28 protein-coding genes are annotated in these 24,764 nt (G+C 33.9%); 8 read left to right on the top strand and 20 right to left on the bottom strand.

The features are described 5' to 3' along the window. Positions 1-217 precede the first annotated feature (217 nt). Entirely contained in the window at positions 218-1,396 is a 1,179-nt protein-coding gene (locus tag NSQ40_RS10580) for an MFS transporter (RefSeq protein ID WP_078211714.1), read from the top strand. Between the two features lie 50 nt (positions 1,397-1,446). Here NSQ40_RS10580 and NSQ40_RS10575 read toward each other — a convergent pair whose 3' ends face one another. The 5 genes from NSQ40_RS10575 to spoIIP form a co-directional block, all read right to left on the bottom strand. Next, entirely contained in the window at positions 1,447-2,922 is a 1,476-nt protein-coding gene (locus tag NSQ40_RS10575) for an amidase family protein (protein WP_006094623.1), read from the bottom strand. Positions 2,923-3,151: 229 nt separating this feature from the next. Continuing rightward, complete coding sequence (locus NSQ40_RS10570; protein ID WP_003197163.1) at positions 3,152-3,598, bottom strand: NUDIX hydrolase; 447 nt, start codon at positions 3,596-3,598, stop codon at positions 3,152-3,154. Positions 3,599-3,621: 23 nt separating this feature from the next. After that, a complete protein-coding gene (locus NSQ40_RS10565) occupies positions 3,622-4,362 on the bottom strand; it encodes a M15 family metallopeptidase (protein WP_006094622.1) in 741 nt (246 codons plus the stop codon). A gap of 11 nt (positions 4,363-4,373) precedes the next feature. Next, positions 4,374-4,871 (bottom strand): GNAT family N-acetyltransferase, encoded by a 498-nt coding sequence (locus NSQ40_RS10560; RefSeq protein ID WP_016114607.1) that lies wholly within the window; start codon positions 4,869-4,871, stop codon positions 4,374-4,376. Between the two features lie 312 nt (positions 4,872-5,183). Beyond that, positions 5,184-6,338 carry a stage II sporulation protein P gene (gene spoIIP / locus NSQ40_RS10555; protein WP_003206948.1) on the bottom strand — a complete coding sequence of 385 codons (1,155 nt, stop codon included), beginning with the start codon at positions 6,336-6,338 and terminating at the stop codon, positions 5,184-5,186. A gap of 89 nt (positions 6,339-6,427) precedes the next feature. Between spoIIP and NSQ40_RS10550 the strand changes: the two genes are divergently transcribed. Then, complete coding sequence (locus NSQ40_RS10550; protein ID WP_016114606.1) at positions 6,428-6,721, top strand: hypothetical protein; 294 nt, start codon at positions 6,428-6,430, stop codon at positions 6,719-6,721. A 26-nt stretch (positions 6,722-6,747) separates the two neighbouring features. Beyond that, positions 6,748-7,044 carry a permease gene (locus NSQ40_RS10545; RefSeq protein WP_224796182.1) on the top strand — a complete coding sequence of 99 codons (297 nt, stop codon included), beginning with the start codon at positions 6,748-6,750 and terminating at the stop codon, positions 7,042-7,044. Here the strand turns inward: NSQ40_RS10545 and NSQ40_RS10540 are convergent. The 4 genes from NSQ40_RS10540 to cbpA all read right to left on the bottom strand — a co-directional run bounded on the left by NSQ40_RS10540 (position 7,035) and on the right by cbpA (position 10,414). Then, positions 7,035-7,550, bottom strand: coding sequence for a DUF1572 family protein (locus NSQ40_RS10540; RefSeq protein ID WP_097786790.1), 516 nt, complete (start codon positions 7,548-7,550; stop codon positions 7,035-7,037). The two genes, NSQ40_RS10545 and NSQ40_RS10540, sit on opposite strands and share 10 nt — an antisense overlap. A gap of 18 nt (positions 7,551-7,568) precedes the next feature. Continuing rightward, positions 7,569-7,898, bottom strand: coding sequence for a chaperone CsaA (gene csaA, locus NSQ40_RS10535; RefSeq protein ID WP_003206946.1), 330 nt, complete (start codon positions 7,896-7,898; stop codon positions 7,569-7,571). A 67-nt stretch (positions 7,899-7,965) separates the two neighbouring features. Then, positions 7,966-9,303: a branched-chain amino acid transport system II carrier protein BrnQ4 gene (gene brnQ4, locus NSQ40_RS10530; protein WP_033796086.1), complete on the bottom strand. Its 1,338-nt coding sequence runs from the start codon at positions 9,301-9,303 to the stop codon at positions 7,966-7,968. A 463-nt stretch (positions 9,304-9,766) separates the two neighbouring features. Then, the gene (gene cbpA / locus NSQ40_RS10525; protein WP_003197146.1) at positions 9,767-10,414 is read right to left on the bottom strand and encodes a cyclic di-AMP binding protein CbpA; all 648 of its coding nucleotides are present in this window, start codon (positions 10,412-10,414) and stop codon (positions 9,767-9,769) included. A gap of 348 nt (positions 10,415-10,762) precedes the next feature. Between cbpA and NSQ40_RS10520 the strand changes: the two genes are divergently transcribed. The 3 genes from NSQ40_RS10520 to NSQ40_RS10510 all read left to right on the top strand — a co-directional run bounded on the left by NSQ40_RS10520 (position 10,763) and on the right by NSQ40_RS10510 (position 13,654). Further along, positions 10,763-11,650: a hypothetical protein gene (locus tag NSQ40_RS10520; RefSeq protein ID WP_003206939.1), complete on the top strand. Its 888-nt coding sequence runs from the start codon at positions 10,763-10,765 to the stop codon at positions 11,648-11,650. A gap of 212 nt (positions 11,651-11,862) precedes the next feature. After that, positions 11,863-13,170 (top strand): hemolysin family protein, encoded by a 1,308-nt coding sequence (locus NSQ40_RS10515; RefSeq protein ID WP_098158727.1) that lies wholly within the window; start codon positions 11,863-11,865, stop codon positions 13,168-13,170. A 1-nt stretch (position 13,171) separates the two neighbouring features. Continuing rightward, on the top strand, positions 13,172-13,654 hold the full coding sequence (locus tag NSQ40_RS10510; protein ID WP_003197140.1) for a DUF456 domain-containing protein: 483 nt from the start codon (positions 13,172-13,174) through the stop codon (positions 13,652-13,654). Positions 13,655-13,679: 25 nt separating this feature from the next. On the opposite strand, the gene NSQ40_RS10505 is transcribed toward NSQ40_RS10510, so the two are convergent. Together NSQ40_RS10505 and NSQ40_RS10500 are read right to left on the bottom strand one after the other, a co-directional pair. Further along, positions 13,680-14,300 (bottom strand): NAD(P)-dependent oxidoreductase, encoded by a 621-nt coding sequence (locus NSQ40_RS10505; RefSeq protein ID WP_003197138.1) that lies wholly within the window; start codon positions 14,298-14,300, stop codon positions 13,680-13,682. A gap of 106 nt (positions 14,301-14,406) precedes the next feature. Continuing rightward, positions 14,407-14,586 (bottom strand): hypothetical protein, encoded by a 180-nt coding sequence (locus NSQ40_RS10500; RefSeq protein ID WP_016114600.1) that lies wholly within the window; start codon positions 14,584-14,586, stop codon positions 14,407-14,409. Between the two features lie 187 nt (positions 14,587-14,773). Here NSQ40_RS10500 and NSQ40_RS10495 point away from each other — a divergent pair, with 187 nt between their 5' ends. Further along, complete coding sequence (locus tag NSQ40_RS10495; RefSeq protein ID WP_003197135.1) at positions 14,774-15,559, top strand: SDR family oxidoreductase; 786 nt, start codon at positions 14,774-14,776, stop codon at positions 15,557-15,559. 49 nt (positions 15,560-15,608) lie between these two features. Here the strand turns inward: NSQ40_RS10495 and NSQ40_RS10490 are convergent, their stop codons facing one another. Together NSQ40_RS10490 and cls are read right to left on the bottom strand one after the other, a co-directional pair. Continuing rightward, entirely contained in the window at positions 15,609-16,067 is a 459-nt protein-coding gene (locus NSQ40_RS10490) for a spore coat protein (RefSeq protein ID WP_018765476.1), read from the bottom strand. A 32-nt stretch (positions 16,068-16,099) separates the two neighbouring features. Further along, the gene (cls, locus tag NSQ40_RS10485) at positions 16,100-17,284 is read right to left on the bottom strand and encodes a cardiolipin synthase (RefSeq protein WP_097786789.1); all 1,185 of its coding nucleotides are present in this window, start codon (positions 17,282-17,284) and stop codon (positions 16,100-16,102) included. A gap of 160 nt (positions 17,285-17,444) precedes the next feature. Between cls and NSQ40_RS10480 the strand changes: the two genes are divergently transcribed. Beyond that, positions 17,445-17,531 (top strand): YjcZ family sporulation protein, encoded by an 87-nt coding sequence (locus tag NSQ40_RS10480; RefSeq protein ID WP_000505094.1) that lies wholly within the window; start codon positions 17,445-17,447, stop codon positions 17,529-17,531. Between the two features lie 87 nt (positions 17,532-17,618). Here the strand turns inward: NSQ40_RS10480 and NSQ40_RS10475 are convergent, their stop codons facing one another. The 7 genes from NSQ40_RS10475 to NSQ40_RS10445 form a co-directional block, all read right to left on the bottom strand. After that, the gene (locus tag NSQ40_RS10475) at positions 17,619-18,125 is read right to left on the bottom strand and encodes an acyl-CoA thioesterase (protein WP_018781325.1); all 507 of its coding nucleotides are present in this window, start codon (positions 18,123-18,125) and stop codon (positions 17,619-17,621) included. A gap of 230 nt (positions 18,126-18,355) precedes the next feature. Beyond that, entirely contained in the window at positions 18,356-19,225 is an 870-nt protein-coding gene (locus NSQ40_RS10470) for a TIGR03943 family putative permease subunit (RefSeq protein ID WP_003206931.1), read from the bottom strand. Between the two features lie 3 nt (positions 19,226-19,228). Continuing rightward, complete coding sequence (locus NSQ40_RS10465; protein ID WP_003197125.1) at positions 19,229-20,125, bottom strand: permease; 897 nt, start codon at positions 20,123-20,125, stop codon at positions 19,229-19,231. A 200-nt stretch (positions 20,126-20,325) separates the two neighbouring features. Then, complete coding sequence (locus NSQ40_RS10460) at positions 20,326-21,267, bottom strand: magnesium transporter CorA family protein (protein WP_003197123.1); 942 nt, start codon at positions 21,265-21,267, stop codon at positions 20,326-20,328. 184 nt (positions 21,268-21,451) lie between these two features. Beyond that, the gene (locus tag NSQ40_RS10455) at positions 21,452-22,831 is read right to left on the bottom strand and encodes a putative polysaccharide biosynthesis protein (RefSeq protein WP_097786788.1); all 1,380 of its coding nucleotides are present in this window, start codon (positions 22,829-22,831) and stop codon (positions 21,452-21,454) included. Positions 22,832-22,926: 95 nt separating this feature from the next. Then, a complete protein-coding gene (locus tag NSQ40_RS10450) occupies positions 22,927-23,529 on the bottom strand; it encodes a DedA family protein (RefSeq protein WP_003197119.1) in 603 nt (200 codons plus the stop codon). Between the two features lie 251 nt (positions 23,530-23,780). Then, the gene (locus tag NSQ40_RS10445) at positions 23,781-24,398 is read right to left on the bottom strand and encodes an NUDIX hydrolase (RefSeq protein ID WP_003197116.1); all 618 of its coding nucleotides are present in this window, start codon (positions 24,396-24,398) and stop codon (positions 23,781-23,783) included. Positions 24,399-24,764 lie beyond the last annotated feature (366 nt).

Here is a 24,764-nt window from a genome sequence, read left to right as displayed (position 1 = left end):
CTATACATATTCACTGTTATAATGAGTATTATTAAAATATTATATTAATATATTCTTTATTATACATGAAAATCCCTGTATAAAAGTTACAAAAAATAAAATTCTTTCAAAAATTTATTCCACGAATTATGATTACTATAAAGAAATATGTATTATTCTTTGAGTGGAGGTACCAATATTGCATCAACAATCGCTATCCTTTTATTGGTTTTCTAAAATGTGCATCACTCTTGCTGAAGTTGTTTACATAATGATTCTTACTACTCATATTTATATAACAACCAAATCAGCTACTATCACAGCTCTTTTTCCATTATTACGAGTTATTACAAGTTTTATTGCGAGTACATCCGCACCACTTTTAATGAACCGTTTTCCATCTTATTCATTGCTCTTTACATTGCAAGGCGTTAAGACTTTCTTTTTTATTCTTTTAACTGCATTATTTCCCTTACTATCATCTAACATCATTGCCCTTCTTGCTTTTATTATTCTCATTTCATTATGCGAAGGTTGGAGTTCTCCTTTATTATACGCTGTTATTCCACGTCTAACATCACAAGAAAAGTTAGTAAAAGTAAATAGTGTCTTTTCCTTTTCAACACAAATTGTTCAAGCAGCTGCTTATTCATTCACAAGTGTAGTGGTCTTATTGATTGGTGCCACTTCTACACTTATGATAAACAACGTATTAATGATTTTGGGGTGTATTGCATTATATGTTTCATTGCGCGCTATACAAACTGAACAAACAATAGAGAAATCCTCTTCCAAATCAGCTGTATTAATAGAAGGATGGAAACTTTTATTTCAGCATCCCTCCCTCCGTATAGTTACATATATGGACTTAATTGAAACTTTTGCTGGAACGATATGGATTGGTGGTATTACTATGGCTTACGTAACGACTGTTCTTCATAGAGGAGCAGAATGGTGGGGTTATATCAACACAAGCTATTATTTCGGAACATTAATTGGTGGGCTATTAGCATGGCGAATGAGTACATATATTCAAAATAACTTAATACGCTCAATGGCCTTAGGATCACTTCTATTTAGCGTGCTTACCTTCTTATATGGCATAACAAGCAACGGATTTATTGCACTGTTTCTTTGTGTTCTAATGGGACCTTCCTATCAAATTCGAGATATTTCCCAAACAACCGTTTTACAATCAAGCGTACCACCATCTCTATTATCAAGAATGTATACAGCTCACGGTACACTTACTTCGGCTGTTTCAGGACTTTCTATGCTATGCGTTGGCATTATTACCGATATGTTCGGTGTCCGTACTATATATATCATTGCTGCTTTTCTAATTTTTTGTTCTGCTTGTTTATCTTTTATTTTGTTAAAACATACAAAACAGCAAGAAAAAGACATTTCTCTTTAAGTTCACAGAATGCAAAAAGGATAGGTTACCCTATCCTTTTTGCATTCTATTTACGATAAATTTGGAATTCGTCTATGTTTTGTAGCTTGTTCAAATGCATATGCAAGCTTAATTAAAGTCCCTTCGCTAAAAGCAGTACTTGCAAAAGTGATTCCAAACGGTCTTCCGCTTTTCATATATCCAGCCGGTACTGCTATGGAAGGATAACCAGCTTTGGCACATATTGTTGATCCTATATATGAAGGGAAGAGAATTGCATCAAGATCATATTTCTTTAACGCAAAATCAATTCCTTGTTCCTGGGAAAAATATAAATCTTCTAATTTTGCATTTAAGTATTCAGGGTTTCTTAACGTATTAGAAAAATCCTTTCCAAACTCCAACCTACTTTGTCCATATTTTAATGCTTTCTCTTCTATATTTTTATTAAATGCAATTAATTCAGAGATAGAATGGACTGGAATATTGGAAGGTAACTTGGAAAGATAATTATCTAGACTATGTTTTAATTCATACGATGAGACTCTCCAACTCCACTCCCTATGAAAAGATGGAATTTCGATATCTTCTAATACTGTTGCTCCTTCATTACGCAGTACTTGTATAGCATTCTGAAATAGTTCCTCATCATACTCTCCAGATTCGTAATAGCTTTCAGAGGCTTTGTTAAATACTCCAATTTTAGCACTCCTTAAACCATTAGAATCTAAATAAACCATATAATCTTGTTGAGCTCTTCCTTCACTTTTATAAGTTGCAGGATCAAGCTGGTCTATTCCTGTTAGACTCCCCAATAAAATTGCCGCGTCAGTTACTGTTCTAGCAAAAGATCCCGCTGTATCTTGCGAATATGTAAAAGGTATAATCCCCTTGCGACTTACTAAGCCAACAGTAGGCTTAATACCAACTACAGAGTTCTGAACTGCTGGACTTAAAATAGAGGCATCTGTTTCTGTTCCAACAGATAAAACGGTTAAGTTGGCAGCAACCGCTACGGCCGATCCTGTACTTGAACCACCAACAAAAAGGTCATCATCACCTGATCCATATGGATTAATGACTTGTCCACCTCTTGAACTATATCCAGCCCACATTTCAAAAGACATTCCATTCGCTAATTCTGTCATATTCGTCTTACCTAATATGACTGCACCTGCTTCACGAAGCTTTTCAACAAGAAATGCATCATGATTACTCCTATAGTTTTCAAGCGCAATTGTTCCTGCACTTGTATGCATTGAATCATTTGTTTCAATATTATCTTTTAAGAGAATAGGAATACCGTGCAAAGGACCTCTGACACCCTTTATTTTTCTTTCATGATCTAATCCTTCTGCGATAAAAATTGCATCTGGATTTATTTCTAAAATAGAATTTATTTTCGGACCGTCTTGGTCATACTTCGCTATTCTATGAAGGTAATACATAACTAACTCTTTCGAAGTAAGTTCCCCATTTTCCATCGCTGTTTGTATACCATGAATTGTTAATTCTTTTCTTAGTAGTTTATTGAATTGAATCTCCATCTGATTTCTCCCCTTACAAGTTGTTTCCTAGTTTCAGATCTTATCTTATTACTTATTAACTTTAATCATTGCCTTGTCTCCTCATTTCGACAAATTCACATCTGTTTAAACATTTCGTCTACCATACATAAAAACCTTCAAACAAAATAAAAAACGCCTTAGACGAATAAAACTATCTAAAACGTTGTTAACAATCACATATATTCTCTTCCTATTTTCAAACTCTCTTTTATTTCACATACACGTCCTCTAATAAATGTACAAATTCACCTTGATTCCCTGCTAATACAGGACACTTTGCTATATCAACCCATTCATAACAAAATGTTAGGCCCTCATCTTCCTCTCCTGCACTTACTATATGTTCCCACATATCTTTTACATCTGTTAATAATGAAATGTGAAAGAAGTGACGCTTTTGATACTCCTGTTTTTCTTTCATATAGATGATATAATCATCAATGAAACGTTCTATACATAAATGACGAAGTCCAGACTCTTCTATTACTTCACGCAGTACTGCTGCTTCTAATTTTTCTCCTTCGTCAACTGTGCCACCTGGGACCTGTATACCTGCTTCTGGTATATCACGATGAGTAAAAACAAGCAACTGCATAACTCCTGCTTTCTCCCTTGTAATGTATGCATATACTTTTTTCTTATATAACATCGTCATCTAATCCGTCTCCCCTCAATTCATTACTTCATCGCTTCCTCTAAGGTGAGTTGATTTTCATATAGATATGTCGCTTGTGGATTCCCTACATAACGTACGTGCCACGGTTCATACCGATAACCCGTAATGGACTCCTTCTCTTTTGTATACCGAATGACAAAACCAAATCGATGCGCATTTTGAGATAGCCATTTCCCTTCTTTTGTATCTCCAAAAACAGACTCTAATTGGAATTTAGCTGATTGTGATGTAATATCCATTGCGAGTCCCGTTTGATGTTCACTCGTTCCTGGAACAGCACTAGACATTGCTGTTTTTGCTTCTCCATCTTGAATCTTATACATTGTATTTAATGCTTTTTGCCGATCAAAAGACCGGTATCCAGAAACTGCAAAAAGAAAAATCCGCTCCTGATCTCCTTGCTCGAACATTTTTTCAAGTGCCTGCGCTGCTTCTTTCCTCATCTTCTTTTTCTCTTGATCACCTTCACTCGAATAACGCACTTTTGGAATAACTAAATCTTGTGGCTTATAACGATCTGGTAGCCGTCTGCTTTTATTTACAAGTACAAGTACGGAATCAGGATTATTGACAACCGCAAGATCTCCTTCCATTTTGGCAATAGTTTCTTGTGCTTTTGGAAATACAACGCTACTATTCACCTCTTGTGCCTGTTTATCTTTATACATTTTATAATTAATGCTTGCCACTCCAATAATAATTACAACTACTACGACACCCAGTAGTGTCCATCTTTTTTTCATACAACGACCTCTTATTTTAATAATTTGGCCATATAATACTCATCGACACGCTCACCCTCGACAATAAGAGAATCTTTTTTGACACCTTCTTGTTCAAATCCTGCTTTTTTATATAGTGCCTGCGCTCTTGTATTGTGGGCCATTACTGTTAATTCCAAACGCCATATATCATGTAATCTTGCCCACTTTTCTACTTCTTTAAACAATGTCGTCCCAATTCCTTTTCCGCCATATTCTTGTAAGATTCCAATTACAATTGCTGCTGCATGCTTGTTTCTTTGCACATTACCACCATTAGCTAAAATAAATCCAACTAATTGCTCCCCTTCTACTGCTACAAATATAGTAGAATTATAATCTTCTACAAAACGTTGAATCATTTGTGTTTGCTGCTCTACTGTTGTATTCCGTTCACCTGGTTCTAATAGCATAAAAGTAGTTTCTTCATCCAATTGTTTTCCTAATTGCAAAAATGCTGCTGCGTCCTCTACTCGAATTTCTCGAATCATTTCTATCACCCTACCAAGTTTATAATATAAAAATTTTCTTTATAAAGAGATTTTCGCTATTTTTTTATGAAATTCCTTTCTATTTTCCCCAGGAGAAATAGACAATTTTCGATATCAATATAATGAAGAAAAAATTGTGACAATAAAGTGAAACTTTAATCAGTGGGAGTTTTCTTCTTACCTCACTTAAATTTTTTACATTTGCTACATTTTAAAGTTGGGGCTTACTACCCGCGGATAGCGAGATAAAAGCTTAGCTTCCATCTTTTTATTTTTTGAACACACAAAAAAACGTAAGTATCTCACTTACGTTCATCCATTTACCTTTTCTGCTTGCCAAAAATATTCACTAAATGCTTTCGCCAATACATCAATGGAACGATTTAATTCTTCAGATGTATTATCTACACCTCCCACTTCAATTAAAATCGCTTGTCCTGATAAGTCCTGATTATAAACACCGTTCCCTGTTTGAAATCCCTTTTGAATAACACCGCGGCTTACTCCAGGATATTTTTTATTAATCGCTTCATGTAGCGCAGTTGCTAATTGTAAGTTTTTTGCATAATTTTTATTTCCTTTTCCAATGACAAAAGCAAGCTTCGCATATGATTTATCTCCAATCGCTTTTGTTGTGACATTTTTACGAGCGCTATCTCGGTGCAAATCAAAGAAGTATTGCAATTCTCTGTTACTAGCCATTGCTTCCTGTACAACTTCACGAGACATTTTATAAGAACTTGTATCATTTAAACCCTTACTAATCAACCTCTCCCCAACATCTGTTTTATCATTAACTGCCCCTATCCCTTCATTTTCTAATTGCTCACGGAATCTGTCTCCCAAAATAGAAATATTCGTCACAGAGCTTGTCGCTTTATTTGGATTTGGATTATTTGTCAAATTTAATAACGGTAAATAAGACTCCCAGCTATGCGTATGATAAATAAAGGCCACTTGTCTTTTCCCAGTTGTTTGAGATGGTTGTTTCTTGTCTTTATTTGTATCCGTTTTCGGAACTTGTCCTGCTTCTCCAGTCCGCTCTTTCACTACTTCCTCAAGTGGAACACTCGATTCTATTGGTAAGTTAGAATAATCTGTTCCTTCACCAGCAATGACGATTTCCGTATCGTATTTCCCAAAACCCGGAAGCTCCTTTCCAACAAAGCTACGTACATCATCAAATCGAATATTCGTTACAGTTGAAAAAAGAAAAGATGAAATCGAAAAATCTTGATTTAAATTCCGATATTCTTGTGTAAAATAGTGATTTTCCTTTCCAATCACATACATATAACCATTTATTGACAACTCATTCAACCAATTATATAAATATGCTGACTTTGTTTCTTTTAATGAAGTCACCATCATACTAATAAGAAAAAAAGTTGCTAACATCATAATGACAACAAATAAAATGAGCTTTCGTACACTCGTTAATTTTACATAAAAAAAGCCTCGATTCATAACATCACCCTCTCTGTTCCAACTTATGTACAAGCTATAGAGAATAGACCGCCTAAATTTCGGCTATATTGTCATAGAGGTGAAGTGAATTGAAGCTAATTATAGGTATAATTCCTATTGTTTTATCATGTGTTTTTTTATTATTTGCAGCACACCCTAAAATCCGTGCTTTCTTAGATATTTGCGCGTACCTTTCATTATATATACTGGGTATACTAATTGCTTTTAACATATATGATGTTGTACTGCACGGCTTAGTATTTATGACAACCATTCACAGTATTTTATTGAATCCATTATTTCTCCTTACCGGGGCTTATGTAGGAGTATATTCTTTATATCTCCTTATTTATAAACTAGTAACAAATGTAAGAAAAACTTAATACTTACCTTTAAATGGAGTGTAAAGATGAAACCACCTTTTATATGTCATAAATGCCAGAAGAAAATTATCAGAAAACAAGATCTTATCACCACAATATTTTACATACGTATCTACTTATTTCACAATACTTGTTTTAGCCAACAATTTTTCTTTTCTAGTTTCATTCCTATTAACACGTTATTTGGAGCATATTTCATTTGGTATACTCTCGCTATAGGGAGTGTTTTAACCATAACTGAACCCTCAATTATTTGGATCTTTTTTTTACTACCAGCTCTATATCGCTTCATTTCTTATTATTATATCGAACGTCACTTTTGAAGATAGCGATTAGACTGTCCTTTAGGAATACTTAAACACTCCCAATCTTTTTCTTTCAGCAATTTCCCAACATAAATAATTTGTCCAATATGTGATGCATAATGAGCAATCTGCCTTTCAATTGCTTGCATAACACTATGCGCTTCACCACGAATATGAATTATCTTTAAAAGATCTTGCGGAGTTAATGATTGCAGCGCTTGAAAAACATACCCCCATCCTCCCCCCCATGCTGCTAGCACTTCTTCTTTTGAAGCATAACCGCCTTCAAATTCACCATCACGATTCCGATCTAGCTTTTCACCGTCTGTCGTTAAGAAATCTGTCCATCTTGAGCGCATATTCCCATGCAAATGTTTAATGATAATCGCAATACTGTTTGCTTCTTCATGAGGTGTCCAGCATAGTTGTTCATATGATAACTGTGAAAGCGATTGTTCTCCTTGCTTTTGAATCGCCTTAAAGTTTAAAAAAACACATTCTAAATAAGCTTTTCTAACTTCCATTTCCAATCCTCTCCCATATTAACTAATTGGCGTTCCATTTGGAATTTCTATATCAGGTTGCAATAAGATTACATCACCATGTTCTGGGACTCCTCCTAACACAAGCACCTCTGATTTAAAGCCTGCAACACGTTTTGGTGGAAAATTCACTACGGCAACAACTTGTTTTCCAATTAACACTTCTGGTGTATACCGCTTTGTAATTTGAGCACTGGATTGCTTCATACCAAGTTCACCAAAGTCAATTTCCAGCTTAATTGCAAGTACACGCGCTTCTTTAAACTCTTCTGCTTTTTTTATCGTTCCAATACGTAAATCTAACTGTAAAAAGTCTTCAAAATTAGCCATTTTATTCTCCCTCCCAAATTATCATTTAGACAAAACATGCAAATTCCCTCTAAAAAAAGAAAGATGCCTAAGCACCTTTCTTTTGTAACTCCCTTGATTCATTTGGTCTATATAGGAAGTAACCGATAACTCCACCAACACATGATGGCAATAACCATCCAATTCCTTCCTTATATAAAGGAAGCATTTGCAACACATTTGTTATAGCATCAAACTTAATATTTGCACTTTCTAAACCGTTAAATAGACTAATAACTAGTGCCCCTAAAATCGCACCGATATATATTGTATTTCGCTGCCCAATCCATTTATGGAAATAAGACAGAACAATTAGTACAATCGCAACAGGATAAATAATCAGTAACACAGGCAATGTTACAGCAATAAGCTGTGTTAACCCTAAGTTTGATACAAATAAACTAAACGCACATACCAATGTGACAATCATTTTATGTGATAATCTTGGGAATAAGTTTGTAAAGAATCCCGCACACGCCGATGTAAGTCCAACTGAAGTTGTTAAACATGCAAGTGTAATAACAAGGCCTAACAATACTTTTCCACTTGTTCCATATAGCTCATTTACAACTTTCGTTAAAATAAGACCTCCATTATCAGAAACGCCAAGTGATGTACTTGTCGAACCAAGATAAGCAAGTGATAAATAAATTAATGTTAAGCCTACCACAGCAATAATTCCTGATATAATTGTTATTTTTGCAATTTGTCCACTCTCTTTTATCCCTTTTGAACGAATAACTTGTACAACAACGATCCCAAATACAAGTGCACTAATAGCATCCATCGTTAAATATCCTTGAATAAATCCGCCAAAAAATGCATTTTCTTTGTATGCATCTAATGGTGCAGCAGGCGCCCCAATTGGATCAATAATCGCTTTCCCAACAATTACAGCAACAATTAATACTAATAATGGGGTAAGGAACTTTCCAAACCAATCAATTAGTTTTGATGGATTTAATGATAAATACCAAGTAACCCCAAAGAAAACTACTGTGTATAGAAACAGCATATACCACTCTGACAAAAACGCTTCTGATAGAAACGGCTTCATTCCCATTTCAAATGAAACTGCCCCTGTACGCGGGATTGCAAAGAATGGTCCAATCGCTAAATAACTAATCAGTGGGAAAATAAACGCAAATATAGGATGTACTCTAGAGGATAACGCTTTTAAGTCTCCCTCTACAAAAGCTACAGCGGTTACAGCTAATAGAGGAAGTCCGACTCCTGTCACAAGGAATCCAATTGTGGCAATCCAAACATTTTCTCCTGCTTGTTGACCTAATACTGGTGGGAAAATTAAATTTCCTGCTCCTAAAAATAATGCAAACAACATCAAACCAATTGCTATCGTATCTCCTGGCCTTAATCGTCCCTTCATCTTTTTCTTGCATAGCATGTTCCCTATTGTTTTTATCTTTTTTCACAATATGCTATGCATCCTCCTCTCTGCTCATGTTGATTAATATATCGCCCCTTAAAAGGCAATGCCTTTCTCCATAATTTTTCCACTTCCCCTTTTTATTACTCTAATTTATAAATTTTGATTTTTTTGAATATTCAAATCATTAGAGTGTTAAACCATGGAGTAAACTTGTCAGACTTCTTTGCTTTTGTCACACATATAGTAACATATTTAGTTGAAAAATAAAAACATATTTTTTATATAGAATTTTTCGAAAAACAAAATAATAAGTTCTCCTTCCTCGTCTATTATTCTTTTAGGAAAATATTTTAGAAACAAATATGCAACGATTCATTTTGTTATCTCGAAATAACATTACTATTTCCTTTTTTATGTATAACGAAAAGCCATCTAAATTATACAGATGGCTTTTTATCTTCTATTCTATTGTCTCCACTTCACGTGGATTATTCATTTCTTCTACATATACAACGCGAAATCCATGGTCTTCTAAATCCTTAAGCAATGAATCTAATTCTTCTGGTTTAAATTCTTCGCCTAGTGTAAACATAATTCTGCGTACTAATAACGCATCATTATCAAATGTCATTAAACTTTGTATGCCACTATATTTTTTCAAAACTGTAGATAGTTTTTGAATCGCTCCATTATAATCTTGGGTTCCCACCATAACAGAATACCTGCTAGAATGAACACCCCATGCATCCTCTAATAACTCAAATACCTTTTTATGAGTTAAGATTCCAAGAAATGTCCCTTTCTCATCGATAACGGACAAATATGGTAGCTTCTTAATTGTAAAGAACACTTTAAAGAAAGAAGAGTCTTCTCTCACATAGCCCTCTTTATCATTTAATAATTCTGATAAATCATCTTCTAATGAACCTTTATATTCTAAAATATCTACTTTATATACATTCCCTAAAAATTTCTCTTTCTTTTCATCTAAAACTGGCACACAACGATAACCTGTTTTATTTAAATGATCCAATGCTTCACCTATTGTAAATGAAATGGAGCAATATAAAACTTCTCTTTTTGGCACATAATTTCCTTTAATCCTCATAAAAAGCCTCCTTATGTTAAAATACTTTCTGTGCCATAACTATATTATATTTTCAGAAAAAAATAAATAATTTATTTTATTTTTCTGAAATCTTTTCATATTATTGTCATTATTTGTTCATGAATGATTCATTTTTGAGAAATTTAGTAGATTATCATTCTGTACAACAAATAATATAAGCAACTTATCATACTTAAGCTAGTTACTGACTATAGCTGAAAATAAAGAGAATTACTTATAATCCTAGCTTATACCCATATGTAAAGAAAAAGATATTGTAACTTTAGCAAAAAAGCGCTAAAATAAGAATAAGAATTTTCTGAATTTTCAAAGAGTAGGTGAACCTTTATGTCTTCATTATTTCGTTCTTACACATATCGCTTTTTTGTAGGATTCCTTATTATTCTTATCATAAGCCCCATTCCCGCCTTATTATTAACTCATGAGTCTTCTTATTTGAAAGGTTTACTTGGGATTTTTCATAATCTCGCTCATTTTCCATCCATTTTCATCCCGATGATTGATTGGATGCATGAATCCATTCTTTTTTCATCACAACCTATTATAAATTCAACCACAACTTTACATGCTCCAGGACAATCTACACTTCTATTCCCTTATATGTGGGAAGTATACTTTTTATCAATCGTGCGTTTTACATTCACACTCGCAATTGGTTTTTCAATTAGCTTAACAATGGGACGTTTATTCTTAAAGGCACCAAAACAACTAAAAAAATACACTTCAATATTGCGCTGGATTCCATACTCATTCAGTACTGCTTTATTACAATGTTCTATTGTTTTAATTTCTTTATACATCGCAAAGTACATAACAATTCCATTCCTTTCCTCTCTCATCATCATAAGTAGTACATCAATGATTATTGTTATACAGGCAATTAAAAAATGGATTCCGTTTTTAAATAAAACTGCAGAACATGATTTACGTGATTCAACTTTTCTCATTAATACGTTATTTATGGCAATTGTTTCAAATCATAAATCTATTTTAAGCTCCATTATTCTGTCATTTTTTTATATGGAATGTATTTTTCATACGAAAGGATTACTACAATTTATTATTCAATTTGGAGGAAGTTCCCCGACCGTTGTCACAATTGGACTGCTACTCATTTATATTCCATACATCATTCTTTCCTTTCTTCAATCCGTGTGGACAACAAACCAGTCTAAACATCAAACTTACACTATCACAAAAACACTGATAAAGTAATTAAGCTTCATGCTATCTCCCTCCTTTTAAAAATGGAGGGTTATTCCCCTTTCATTCAGGGTAAAATACCAACAAATTCATGTATGGTTAGAAAAACATTCCAATATTTACTCATTTCCTTTGACTATTATTTTCATTTCGATTTATTATAAAAGTATAACATACTTGCAGGAGGTGACATCTTTATTCCAACTTCGGAGTAGAGAACACACTTGGACATATTAAATATTTTTCTCATTTTTGTACTTATTCTCATTTCTGGCTTTTTCGTCGCATCTGAATTTGCGGTTGTAAAAGTACGAAAAAGTCGAATTGATCAGCTTGCAAATGAAGGAAATAAGCAAGCATTAGCTGCCAGAAGCGTTGTTTCTAACTTAGATGTATACTTATCAGCCTGTCAGCTTGGTATTACTATCACGTCTTTAGGCCTTGGTTGGCTTGGTGAACCAACTGTTGAACACTTACTACGACCACTATTTGAAAAAATAAATATTACTGGAGCAATGGCTAATACGCTATCGTTTATCATTGCATTTAGTGTCATCACTTTTTTCCATGTTGTATTGGGGGAACTTGTTCCAAAATCTTTTGCAATTCAAAAAGCGGAGGCTATTACATTAAAATTTGCCAAACCACTCATTTGGTTTGATAAAATCATGTATCCTTTCATTTGGTCACTTAATAGTACAGCCGTATTCTTTACAAAACTATTCGGCTTAGAACCAGCAAAAGAAAATGAACTTGCTCACTCAGAAGAAGAATTACGACTTATTTTAGGTGAAAGCTTTAAAAGTGGTGAAATTAATCAAACTGAATACAAATATGTAAACAATATTTTCGAATTTGATGATCGTGTTGCCAAAGAAATTATGGTACCTCGCACAGAAATGGTTTGTTTATCTACCGAAAATACATTAGAAGAAAATATGGATATCGTGGCATCTGAAAAATATACACGTTATCCGATTATTGAAAAAGATAAAGATGATATTATCGGGATGCTAAATACAAAAGAAATTTTTCACGACCAAACGAAGGGGATTCAAAAACCTTTAGAAGCGTATATACATCCGGTCTTAACTGTATTTGAAACAGTACCAATCCGTAAAACATTAATTCATCTTCAAAAGAATCGTGTGCAAATGGCAATTGTAATGGATGAATACGGCGGGACAGCTGGCCTATTAACAATGGAAGATATTATTGAAGAAATTATTGGTGAAATTCAAGATGAATTTGATGCAGATGAATCGCCAATGATTGAAAAACGCACACCAAAACTCACTGTACTGGATGGAAAAGTACTCATTTCAGAAGTAAATGATATATTTGGTCTACATATCGATGATAGTGATTTAGATACAATTGGGGGCTGGCTTCTATCTCAGGCAATTGATTTAAATATTGAAGTTGGCTATTCAATTGAATATGCTGGTTTCCAATTCAAAGTATTAGAACTTGATGGGCATCAAATTAAGAAAGTTGCTGTACATAAACTAGATAGTAAAAAGGAGATATAAAGTGACCGTTTTATTAACACTTTGTATAATTGCTTGTTTTATCGTATCGTTTATTGCGTTTATCTATCCGATTATCCCTGGCATACTTGCACTGTGGGCTGGATATCTCATTTATCATTTTGGCATAAATGGTGGGGAGCTAACAATAAGTTTTTGGATCCTTCAAATCATTTTTACCATCATTATTTTCGTTGCTGATTTTATCGCAAATGGATACTTCTTAAAGAAATATGGAAGTACCAAATGGGGTGAACGTGTGGGAATGGTTTCTATTATTATCGGCTCCTTTTTCTTCCCACCATTTGGTCTCATTATCATTCCATTTCTGTCTGTTTTCGTGACAGAAATAATGCATAAAAAGACACCACAAGAAGCGTTTATGGTCGGAATTGCTACAGTCGTCGGCTTCTTAAGCAGTACAGTAGCAAAAGCAATTTTACAAATTATTATGATTATCATTTTTGTATGTTACATTCTTTTTTAACCATCCCTTTTCAGGGATGTTTTTTTTAATAAGCAATGCCTACACGGCTATTTTCATATACTTTTTCATTTATTAGAGACCACGTAAAACGAGCTGTATCTCCTACCGTAATTTTTGATCCATCCAGTGGTAACATATCCGTCTCCGTCCGGTATATACCCGTTTCTTCACCATCAATTAAATGTGTAGGACAAACAATTGTCCAGCATAGCCCACTATTTTTTAAAGCTACATAAGCAGCTAAATGATCTTCTGCAGCCGTTGTGGTTTTTCTTTTTGATTCTTCCGATTGAAATCGATATATCTTCTGATTTGTTCGCGCCTGTAAAATGCCTGCTGTTCCTATCGTAATAATCCTTTTTACTCCCTCTTTCCCCATATGTTTTATAATGCTAGGTATACTATTCGATAATGTTCTATTTCCATCTGTTCCAAGAGCGCTTAAAACGAGCTCAGCGTCCTTTAAAGCTTTCTTCACATCATTTCCCTGTAATACATCCCCTTCTACGATATGTAGCTTATCATGTCTCATCATAAGCTTATTTTGATCACGAACTAATACTGTGATATCATGTGAATCTTGTAATGCTAGTTTCATTAACTGTGACCCAACTCTTCCAGTTGCACCAAATATACATATTTTCATCTTCGTACTCCTTACTTACTATTTTTCTCTATTCTTTCTCAAAAACGATAAATATGCAACTAAAAAAGCTTCCCCAACACGTGAGAAAGCCCTACCATTCAAAATATTATTTTTTTTCCTTTGAATCTGAAGAATTACTATCCTTGCTCGTTTCTTGATCTTTCTTTTCATCTTGCTGTGATGTTTTGTCCTCATCCTTCTTTTTGTCCTCACCTTTACTACAACCTACCATAAATAAAGAGCTCGCAAGTGCCATAGCAGTTAAAGATTTAACCCATTTATTCATTTGCTTATCCCCCTTTTGATAGAATATGTACAATCTCATATTACTTCTCTTTTTTGAAGATAATATGAGAAAAGAGTAAAGATACGGTAAATTTCTGTAAATTTTCTGATAAGAGAGGCGTTTGTTTTTTATTTTGGATCTTTTTCACTTATAATAGAAATAATATAACAAAGAAAGGTTGATATATATGGAACTTGGATTAGCTGGAAAAACTGCACTAGTTGTTGCTTCTAGTCAAGGGTTAGGAAAAGCAATTGCTACGGAACTTGTAAAAGAAGGAACAAATGTTATGCTACTTAGTCGTAATGAAGAAAAGCTAGCATCTTTACAAAAAGAATTGATCGCTCTTAATAAAGGCACTGCCATGTATACAGTTTGTGATGTTACAAACAAAGAAAACATGAAACAAGCGGTAGAATATACTGTACAAACCTTTGGCACAATTGATATTTTAGTAAACAATGCCGGCGGCCCTAAGCCTGGTACATTTGAACAATTAACAGACGAAGATTGGTACAATTCATTTGAGCTCAATTTATTAAGTTACGTTCGTATGATTCGTGAAGTACTTCCATATATGAAAGAGCAAGGCGGCAAAATTATTAACATTGCTTCGTCTTCTATTAAAGAGCCCATTCCCGGATTACTATTATCGAATACATTCCGCGTCGGCATTACAGGCTTAGCAAAAACGTTAGCATCTGAGCTTGCTCCATATAACATTTTAATTAATACGATTGCTCCTGGACGTATTGCTACGGACCGCATCGCTTCTCTCGATGAAACAGCTGCCGAAAAGCGCGGAATTGCAGTAGAAGACGTTCAAAAACAATATGAAGCAATTATCCCACTTGGAAGATATGGTCGTCCTAGTGAATTCGCTAAATTTGCTACATTCCTTGCATCCGATGCAAATACTTATATGACTGGGCAATCATTCCTTGTTGATGGTGGAATGGTAAAAAGCTTATAATTCTTTTCAAAAAAACAAGACAGCTCATATGCCGTCTTGTTTTTTTATTCTATGCAAATCTTTCGTCTTCATATATATTCTCTATTGTATATTCTTTTTTCACAACATATTGCCATACACTATATGCATAACGATTCATTTTAACAAAGCAGTTTTCCAAAAATGATCGAAATTCCGGATTTGCAACTTCTACAGCAACTTGGGCGAATCTGAGTGCTAATCTTTTTAAATTCGAAATATAGGAAATAGCAAGTTCAATGTCACCCTGACTTGTATTCTTCATCGGTATATCATTTTGTATAAGGGGAGACTTCAGTTGTTCACAAATCATATGCTGTATATTTTCACCTTCTTGAAAGTTCACTTGTTCATTGTAAGCTTGCAAAATATAAGGCAAATGTTGTTTTAATATATCCTTTAACTCTTCACCTTCCACCCTATTCATATACTCACCAATCATATGAATCATTTCATAACTACACTTCATTAACTCTTCCATACATCTCATATCATAGCTCCCCCTTCCCTCTAAATATATGCCTATAAATAGGATACCAGAACATTTGCTACCTTTGCTAGAAACCAATCCCAGCTATTTATTTTGTCAAAATCTTTATCAGTTAAGCGTTTAGAATCATGAAAATCCTCTTGTAGTCGTTTCCATACCTCAGCTACAACTGCTTTATCATATATAAAACAGTCCGACTCTGTATTTATGTAAAAACTACGATTGTCAAAATTAGCTGTTCCTACATCAACACTTATATCATCAATTATTGTCACCTTTCCATGAAAAAAACCATTCTGGTATTGATAGACTTCCGCACCGGCATCCAGCATCTTTTTTAAATGCGGATAAGCAGCTTGTTTTAGTAACAGAGCGTCACTTTTAAAAGGAACAAGAATCTTTACCGTCACGCCACGCCGCAATGCTTCTTGTAAACCATCCATCATTTCCTTACTTGGTACAAAATACGGCGTTGCAATGATTAATGATTTTTTAGCCCCTTTTAATAATGCACCGTATTCCTGCCATAACCCTTTCCCATCTGAAAATACATATTGATACTTTGCATTTCCTTGCTGAGATGGTCCTTTGTACAAAGAAAGTTTTTCACCAGTATCCGCATACCAATCTTCTGCAAATTTCTGTTCCATATCAGTCGCTCCATCTCCTTCAATACGCAACTGATAATCACGCCATTTCCCAAATTTAGGATCCTTACCGAGATACTCCTTTCCAATGTTAAAACCACCAATGTAAGATATCTTTCCATCTATCACCGCAATACGCCGGTGGTTACGTTGATGCAATGAATAAAACAAATTCTTTAATTTAGGCTTTTTACTAAAAGTAAACTTAACACCCTTTTCTTTTAACTGCTGAATCACTTGTTTCTTCATTTTATAGCCACCTATACGGTCTACTGATAATTTCACATCCACACCGCTCGATGCTTTCTTCTCTAATAATTGTAAAAAATTACGACTCACTTCATCTTTACCAACAATATAAAAATGAATATAGACATACTTTTCTGAACGATTTATATCATCAAACAAATTTTGATACAAATCCGTTCCATTTGTATATAATTGGAAATTACCGTATCGAATTTGTGATATTTCAAGCCCACTAGTCATTTTCTTCCCCATCTCTAAATCGATGTTCATCCATATGAATATCCCTATGATCCATAACAAAATGGATACACATTTTTTCATGGATAAAACCCTTTCTTCAAAAACAGTTATTCCTATATCTTTCCTTTTTTTCACGTTAACATACAAGAAAAATCTATATTTTCGTGATATATGTCCCTGTCAAACAAGAGTGAATTTGCATATTGTATGTTGTATCTTAAAATAAAAGGAGGAAATAACAATGGGCTTCGCACATGGAAATGGATTCGCGTTACTTGTCGTACTATTTATCCTCTTAATTATCGTCGGTGCTGCTTGCTTTTGCTAGTTAGCCACCCGAAAGAGCGATATGCAGATGAAAAAACTATAAAAGCGGACACCTAAATTTAGGTGTCCGCTTTTCATTTCAAATTACTTATAAAGTTAATAACGTTGCAATTTTCTTACTTTCTGCTTTTCGAATATGACGTTGTTGCGCACGTAAAACAGCAATTTCATGTAGTTTTTTTTCTCCCTCTGTTTCGGGAATTACATGCGGAACAGGAACTGGATTATTTTCTTTCCCAAGTGCTACAAATGTAACAAAAGATGTTGCTGCAATTCGTTTTTCACCAGAAATTAAATCTTCCGCTACTACCTTTACAAACACTTCCATCGACGTTCTCCCTGTCCAAATGACAAACGATTCATAGCTCACACAATCAGTTGAACGAACTGGATGTAAAAAATCTACCCAGTCCATTGATGCCGTTACACATTCCATTCGTGAATGTCTCGTTGCTGAGATAGATGCAATCATATCCATTTCAGCTAATATTTTACCTCCAAATAATGTGTTATGATCATTTAAATCTGTTGGAAAGACACGACTTGTTTTAAAAACTCTTGATTCATTAACTGTTTTCCCATTTGTTTCTTCCATTTCCTTCACCTCTTTAATTCATTCATAAACCTTTCATAACATGAAAACGAAATAAATACTCCCTAAATTCTCCTAGTCCCATGCATCCTATATATTAATTAATATGAAAACATTGGAACTACCCTATGCTTTTTTGTTCATCTTGTATATAAAAATTACACTAGGTGAACTATATATTATATATTAGCAATTTTCATAAATTTATGTCTATAAAAAAGAACCGATTATAATCAATCGGCTCCTCTAAATACATATTGTTCTTTCGGCTGTTCAACTTTATTCCATTTTGTTACTTCCAAAACAGGAATATTTGCATGGAATGGTTGATAAAATTCAGTTGAAATTTCACCTTCCACTTCAATCCAATCATCATTCTTCCACTCTACTCCATCTGGCTTTTTCACTAACATCCCGTATACACCTGAATCGGCTACACAATGAATAATACCAAAGCGGAATAAGAAATATTGTTCTTTCTTTGAAGAATCATCGCGGAAAACAAATCCTTTAAACGAAAGTGTCTTACCTGTAAATTCACCAGGATAATTATAAATTGTTTCCATACCTTTTAAGAAGTCTTCATCCTTCAAGGCAATATTATCTTTTGTGACGTATTCTTTTTTTCCTTTTTCCATCACACCACGATACCCTTCTTTTCCATAGTAAATACTCGTATCGGGTCTTAAAAACTGCCTTGTAATAAATGGATCTGTACTCTCTGCTTGCGCAACAGGGAAATGAAATCCTTTCGCTTTAACAATATCTGAATCTAACGTCGCAATTGGAAAGAATAGTCCTGAAATAATAGGGAAACAAAATAATGTATACGCAAAAGTTCGTTTCCACCATGTGTTTTCATCTTTTGAATGATCATGTCCACAATGACTATGATCACAACCACAACTGTGCTGATCTTTTTCCTTTTTGTGTTCCTTTTGGAAAACAACAATGATTTGAATAAGTGTTAAAAACCCTAAAATAATTGCAGCTGTTTTTGATAAATATGCGTACTTCATATTTATATACTTTGTTATATTACCTGAAATATGAAGCTGCGCAATTAAGATTGTAAATCCGAGTAAAATATATGCTCGAAACATAACCTACCACCCCATCGCATAAATGAGTAGTGAGCTTGCATAAACCACAAGTGTAACTGTAGCTATCACAACAATTACAAATTTTGTTTTAAATGTCGCAAGCATCATAAACATATTTTTAATATCCACCATCGGTCCATAAACGAGGAACGCGACAAGTGATGCTGTTGAAAATGTACTTTGGAACGAAGATGCAATAAAAGCATCCGCTTCTGAACATAGTGATAAAATATACGCAAGTCCCATCATAACAGCTGATGAAGAGAACGGTCCTTGTCCTATAGAAAGTAGTGTTGAAGTTTGTACAAATGTTTGAACTGCAGCAGCAATTAATGCTCCCATTACTAAGTATTTCCCCATTGAGAAAAACTCTTCAACCGCATGTGTACATACGTCCCACATCTTTTTACGCAAAGGACGCTTATGATCCACCTCTGGGAAATGTTCATCACGTAGTTGATGATCTTTAAACATAAACGATAATATAAGTCCAACGATAATAGCTACAATAATGGCTACAATGGAACGATACCACACCATATGCATACTACTTCCAAACGCAACATATGTTGCAAATAATACAACCGGATTAATAATTGGCCCCGTTAACATAAATGCAATTCCAGCATACGGCGGAACACCTTTCCCAATTAAACGTCTTACAATTGGAACGATTCCACATTCACACCCTGGAAACATCATGCCAAGAAAAGTAGCTAATAATACAGACAGAAATCGATTTTTGGGCATCCATTTTGCCACCATATCTTCTGTCACAAACATTTGAATGAATCCTGAAATAAATACACCAATTAGCACAAATGGTAGTGCTTCAATTAAAATTGAGATAAAAATCGTATTCATTTGCAGGAATGCTTTCGGTAACTGAAACAATTCCATGATGTATTTCCTCCATCTTTTCATTAACAATATGTAATTTTAACCTCAATTTATTATTTGAACAAGCCCTTTTCAAATCTACAAATCATGGAAATAAGTTTTTCCTCAATACACATATTGTATATAAGAAACGTTTTATTACGACAAAAAAGCTGCTCTAGCGCAGTTTGATAACTATGCTAGAACAGCTTTCATATGATTTAAAAATAACGTTTCTTCCAAAAAATAAAGGCCATTACGCAAGATAATATTGCGGATATAATCATAGCCATTAAAAAACCATGCGGATTTTCACTTAAAGGAACTGGAACATTCATTCCAAAAAAACTGGAAACCATTGTTGGCACTGATAATATGATTGTCATAGAAGTTAAAAACTTCATAACACTGTTTAAATTATTAGAAATAACCGAACTAAACGTATTCATCATACCACTTAAAATATTACTATATATTTCAGCCATTTCAATGGCCTGTTTATTTTCAATTAATACATCTTCTAGTAAATCTTGATCATCTTCATACATTTTAATAAACGTATTATTGCGCATTAACTTTTGAATAACAATTTTGTTTGCTTTTAAAGATGTTGTAAAATACACTAAACTCTTTTCAAGACCTAATAATGTAAAGATTTCTTTATTTTTCATCGACTTATTTAACTCGTGCTCTAGGTCGATTGTTTTTCGGTTAATTTGTTTTAAGTATCGTAAATAATAAGTAGAAATCGTATATAAGAGCTGCAATGCAAAACGAGTCTTTTTAAAAGTATAAAATTCTTTAATACGCTGATTAATAAATCGCTCGAAAATCGGATTTTCTTCTAAACAGATTGTAACGAAACATTCCGGCATTACAATCATACCAATTGGAATCGTGTCGTATATTGAATTTCCTTCTTCATCATGCCTTACTGTTGGAATATCAACGATAATTAATGCATTGTCATCTTCTTTTTCAATCCGAGATCGTTCTTCATCATCCAAAGGGTCTTTAATAAAATCCAATTCTACATTCAATGTTTGCACTAGAAATTGAATTTCTTCCTCTGTTGGATGGAGTACATTAATCCAACAACCTTTTTGAATTTCCTCTATTTCTTGTAGTTTTCCGTTTCGGTCTGTTAAATAAATATTTAACATACTATCACCCCGATTCTTTTTACATGTGGGAATCTACCTCACTTAAACAACAGTTTTTGAACCGCTATTTTCAGCATATGAAACAAACGTTTAAATTTCAATAGAAAATTATTTTGAAAACGCTTTTCTTCATAATTTCTTTCAAAATAGAAAAAGACAGAGATTGCTCTGTCTTTTCAAAAGCTCATGTTGCCTTTATAACATATTTAGACAGCATCCACAAGTTAAATGAAACTGAAACTGTGTAGCCTGCATATGTTGAGATAATAAAACTGGTGTAGTCAAAGTACGGCAATAATATAATATTTAGTACAATCTTTATTATAATTCCTAAGGTTAAACCTAGAACTGTTTTTTTTTGCTGATCAATCCCTTGTAACATCGCAGCAGTAACTGTAAACAATGAAAATAATATACACGCTGGTGCATAGTACCGTAAAATAACACTTCCTAAACTTGGATTATTTCCTACTCCAAATAAAAGAGTGTATATAGGTTGGGCTAATATAATCATTCCAATTGCTGCGGGAATTGTAATCCCTACAACAAGTAAATTCGTTTTCGTGAAATGCTTATATAATAATTGTTCATTTCCAACTGTATAAGCTTTCGTCATTTCAGGAACGAGAGACATACTAAAAGCTGTTGCAACGGATACAGGAATAAGTACAACCATTTGGACAAGCCCAATTATTGCATTTATTTTTTCTGCTTCACCTTGTACGTAACCTATCTCTATTAAAAGTTTATTGATTGTAAATGTATCAATTGTTTGATACAACGGAATCGCTAACCCAACAGCAACAAATGGAATTGAATACGTAAATAGCTCTTTGTATAAAGCAAAAAAGGACTTCGTTGTCTGTGGGATACTGGCAATCTCTTTCCGTTTTAAATATTTCCGCCTTCTCATATAAAACCCTATCAAAACAGTCAATCCTGCCGCTGCCCCCATAAATGCACCAAAAGTTGAAACTCCAACCGCTAACGAAACAGACGCTTTCAAAATATGCAAAACAACAAAGCTTCCTATTAAGATTGTTAAGACACGAAAAAACTGTTCCACAACTACACTAGATGCTGACGGTCCCATAGATTGAAATCCTTGAAAAAAACCGCGCAATAAACTCATTACTGGTACAATCAATAATGCAAAACTAACAATTTGAATATTATACGTCACAGCAGTCATACTATTACCAGTTTGATCACTTCCGTCGATCACTAGCTTTGCAAGATATGGAGCTAACATATAAAGAACTAGAAATGAAACAATTCCCATAAAAACCATAAAAAACAGTCCACTTTTTAGCACCCGTTTTACTGTATGATAATCATTTAACTCATCGTATTTTGAAACCATTTTAGAAACAGCAAGTGGCAATCCCATCGTTGCAATGCTCAGCATAATTGTATATGGCCGATATGCATATGTATATAATATGTATCCACTAGTACCAACCATCGCTGTAAATGGGATAACATATATAAATCCAAGCATTTTAGATATCATCGTTGCCATCGTTAAAAATAATGTTCCACGTAAAAACGGTGATCCTTTCATTTCATTCCCCCGCTACGCTTTATTACTACACATTATGGACAACTTCTTTATTTTAGAACTGAAACGTATAAAAAAAGCCAATGAAATCATTGGCTTTAACGAACTGTTTTTCTTTTTTTCAATACCTTTAAACCGAAATAAAGAGCAATAAAGAGCACTGCCCCAATAATTATGTAATGCGTATAATCAGCTGCATATTCTTTAATATGCCGCCAATTCCCACCTAGTTTTTCTCCTAAATAAATAAAGAGAATTGACCATGGAATAATCGCAACTACTGTATATAGTGTAAAAAGTTTTAAAGGCATTTTCGCTAATCCTGCTGGTATTGAAATCGCATGGCGTACAATTGGGATGAAACGAGCAGAGAAGATTACCCCCGCACCATAACGTTTAAACCAACTTTCGGCTACATCTAAATGATGCTTGTTAATCAATAAATATTTACCATATTTTTCAACTACCGGACGCCCTCCGTAATATCCTAACCAGTATAAAAAGATTTGTGCTAATGTACCACCAATTGTACCGGCGATTACTGCCCCAATAAAACTTATTTTATCTTGCGCAACTAAAAAACCAGCATAAGAAAGGACAATCTCACTCGGAATAATTTCAATCATTAGCCCTAAAGCAACTCCAAAGTATCCTAAACTTGCGAAAAATTGCAATAACTGCTCTATTAAATTTGCTAACATTTGCTTTTCTATCTCCTTTTCTGCTTACATACCTTCTTATTATCCCACAAAGATTTATGCATGCCAATATATTCCTCATTCTTTACCCAAAATATGTACAATTCATTATAAATATACCAGGCACGAATAGAAAGAAAAAGAGATTTATACGCTGTGAATGATCCCTGGACTATGACCTGCATGTGCTTGAGGAAGGGGACTTCTGTTGGAGTACTGTTAAACTATCTTTATTCTTATCTTTACATATTTTCTTAATCAAGTAAGGAGCTTTTATTCCTATCTTTCATACAGGCAAACATCTCTCTAATTTGCCACTCTGTATTTCTAGCAGTCGATAACTCTGGGATTTCCTTTTCACCAAAAAAGGTCACTTCTTCTGTTTCAATACTTGTTTGTTTTTCGCCCCCAACAATTTCACAACCAATAAATATTTTATATACATGCATTGCTGATGGTGATGGATAATGTTTTTCTTTATCAAATACTGCTAATAATCGAAAATGATCAACTTTATAACCCGTTTCCTCCCACACTTCTTTTGCTGCCACTTCTGTTGGCGTATAGCCAACATCTGCCCAGCCACCTGGAAGAGCCCATTTCCCGTCACTTTTTTCTTTCACAAATAATAATTTTCCATCCTGATACACGACAGCCCGAATATCTACTTTTGGTGTTTGATAACCCATTTCATTGGCAAATAATCTCTCTACCACTTCCCAATCTGTCTTCGTATAATGAGACATCATCGTAACTGAAAGATCACGTAATTGTTGAAAACGTTCCATATCATACACATCTTTTGAATACGTTAAACCAGCCTGAGCAATGGCTTGTATTTGTTTTACCCAATCGATCCATTTCACTTCCATATTCTCACCATCCTAGGAAAGATATTCTCTACTCACATTGAACAATACGTAATTTCACTGCAAATGAAAAATAGACTACTTGTTCACTTAAAACTAAACTATACTTAGCAAAAATAACAGAATATACACCATTCCTTCAAAATCTTACTATAATCTCTGTTAATTCCTATTGTTGATTAAGAAATAAAAAATATAAAAAGTTCACCTCCATTTGTATAAACGAATTAAATAGTTGTAAAATTTCGGATATCTATTGCGAAAGATTCCTTCTCTTCAACAAAAGGAAAATGATTACTATTTTCAAAAATTACTAATTTTGAATCTGAAATCAAGCTATGTATTTCCTTTGAATAAAAAACTGGGCAT

It is taken from the genome of Bacillus sp. FSL K6-6038 (assembly GCF_038050455.1).
Taxonomy (GTDB): Bacteria; Bacillota; Bacilli; order Bacillales; family Bacillaceae_G; genus Bacillus_A; species Bacillus_A pseudomycoides.
The sequence above is the reverse complement of the archived record's forward strand: the minus strand, read 5'-3'. Positions and strand labels throughout refer to the sequence as shown.

Coding starts and splice junctions, on each gene's coding strand:
- csaA (WP_003206946.1), bottom strand. CDS start 7,898: ATGGCTAATTTTGAAGACTTTTTACAGTTAGATTTACGTATTGGAACG.
- NSQ40_RS10460 (WP_003197123.1), bottom strand. CDS start 21,267: ATGTTAAATATTTATTTAACAGACCGAAACGGAAAACTACAAGAAATA.
- NSQ40_RS10565 (WP_006094622.1), bottom strand. CDS start 4,362: ATGAAAAAAAGATGGACACTACTGGGTGTCGTAGTAGTTGTAATTATT.
- brnQ4 (WP_033796086.1), bottom strand. CDS start 9,303: ATGAAGGGACGATTAAGGCCAGGAGATACGATAGCAATTGGTTTGATG.
- NSQ40_RS10480 (WP_000505094.1), top strand. CDS start 17,445: ATGGGCTTCGCACATGGAAATGGATTCGCGTTACTTGTCGTACTATTT.
- NSQ40_RS10475 (WP_018781325.1), bottom strand. CDS start 18,125: ATGGAAGAAACAAATGGGAAAACAGTTAATGAATCAAGAGTTTTTAAA.
- NSQ40_RS10505 (WP_003197138.1), bottom strand. CDS start 14,300: ATGAAAATATGTATATTTGGTGCAACTGGAAGAGTTGGGTCACAGTTA.
- NSQ40_RS10470 (WP_003206931.1), bottom strand. CDS start 19,225: ATGTTTCGAGCATATATTTTACTCGGATTTACAATCTTAATTGCGCAG.
- NSQ40_RS10495 (WP_003197135.1), top strand. CDS start 14,774: ATGGAACTTGGATTAGCTGGAAAAACTGCACTAGTTGTTGCTTCTAGT.
- NSQ40_RS10520 (WP_003206939.1), top strand. CDS start 10,763: ATGTCTTCATTATTTCGTTCTTACACATATCGCTTTTTTGTAGGATTC.
- spoIIP (WP_003206948.1), bottom strand. CDS start 6,338: ATGAATCGAGGCTTTTTTTATGTAAAATTAACGAGTGTACGAAAGCTC.
- NSQ40_RS10445 (WP_003197116.1), bottom strand. CDS start 24,398: ATGGAAGTGAAATGGATCGATTGGGTAAAACAAATACAAGCCATTGCT.
- NSQ40_RS10560 (WP_016114607.1), bottom strand. CDS start 4,871: ATGATTCGAGAAATTCGAGTAGAGGACGCAGCAGCATTTTTGCAATTA.
- NSQ40_RS10465 (WP_003197125.1), bottom strand. CDS start 20,125: ATGGAATTGTTTCAGTTACCGAAAGCATTCCTGCAAATGAATACGATT.
- NSQ40_RS10450 (WP_003197119.1), bottom strand. CDS start 23,529: ATGTTAGCAAATTTAATAGAGCAGTTATTGCAATTTTTCGCAAGTTTA.
- NSQ40_RS10545 (WP_224796182.1), top strand. CDS start 6,748: ATGAAACCACCTTTTATATGTCATAAATGCCAGAAGAAAATTATCAGA.
- NSQ40_RS10570 (WP_003197163.1), bottom strand. CDS start 3,598: ATGACGATGTTATATAAGAAAAAAGTATATGCATACATTACAAGGGAG.
- NSQ40_RS10490 (WP_018765476.1), bottom strand. CDS start 16,067: ATGAGATGTATGGAAGAGTTAATGAAGTGTAGTTATGAAATGATTCAT.
- cls (WP_097786789.1), bottom strand. CDS start 17,284: ATGAAAAAATGTGTATCCATTTTGTTATGGATCATAGGGATATTCATA.
- NSQ40_RS10455 (WP_097786788.1), bottom strand. CDS start 22,831: ATGAAAGGATCACCGTTTTTACGTGGAACATTATTTTTAACGATGGCA.
- NSQ40_RS10575 (WP_006094623.1), bottom strand. CDS start 2,922: ATGGAGATTCAATTCAATAAACTACTAAGAAAAGAATTAACAATTCAT.
- NSQ40_RS10540 (WP_097786790.1), bottom strand. CDS start 7,550: ATGGAAGTTAGAAAAGCTTATTTAGAATGTGTTTTTTTAAACTTTAAG.
- NSQ40_RS10580 (WP_078211714.1), top strand. CDS start 218: ATGTGCATCACTCTTGCTGAAGTTGTTTACATAATGATTCTTACTACT.
- NSQ40_RS10500 (WP_016114600.1), bottom strand. CDS start 14,586: ATGAATAAATGGGTTAAATCTTTAACTGCTATGGCACTTGCGAGCTCT.
- cbpA (WP_003197146.1), bottom strand. CDS start 10,414: ATGAGGATTAAAGGAAATTATGTGCCAAAAAGAGAAGTTTTATATTGC.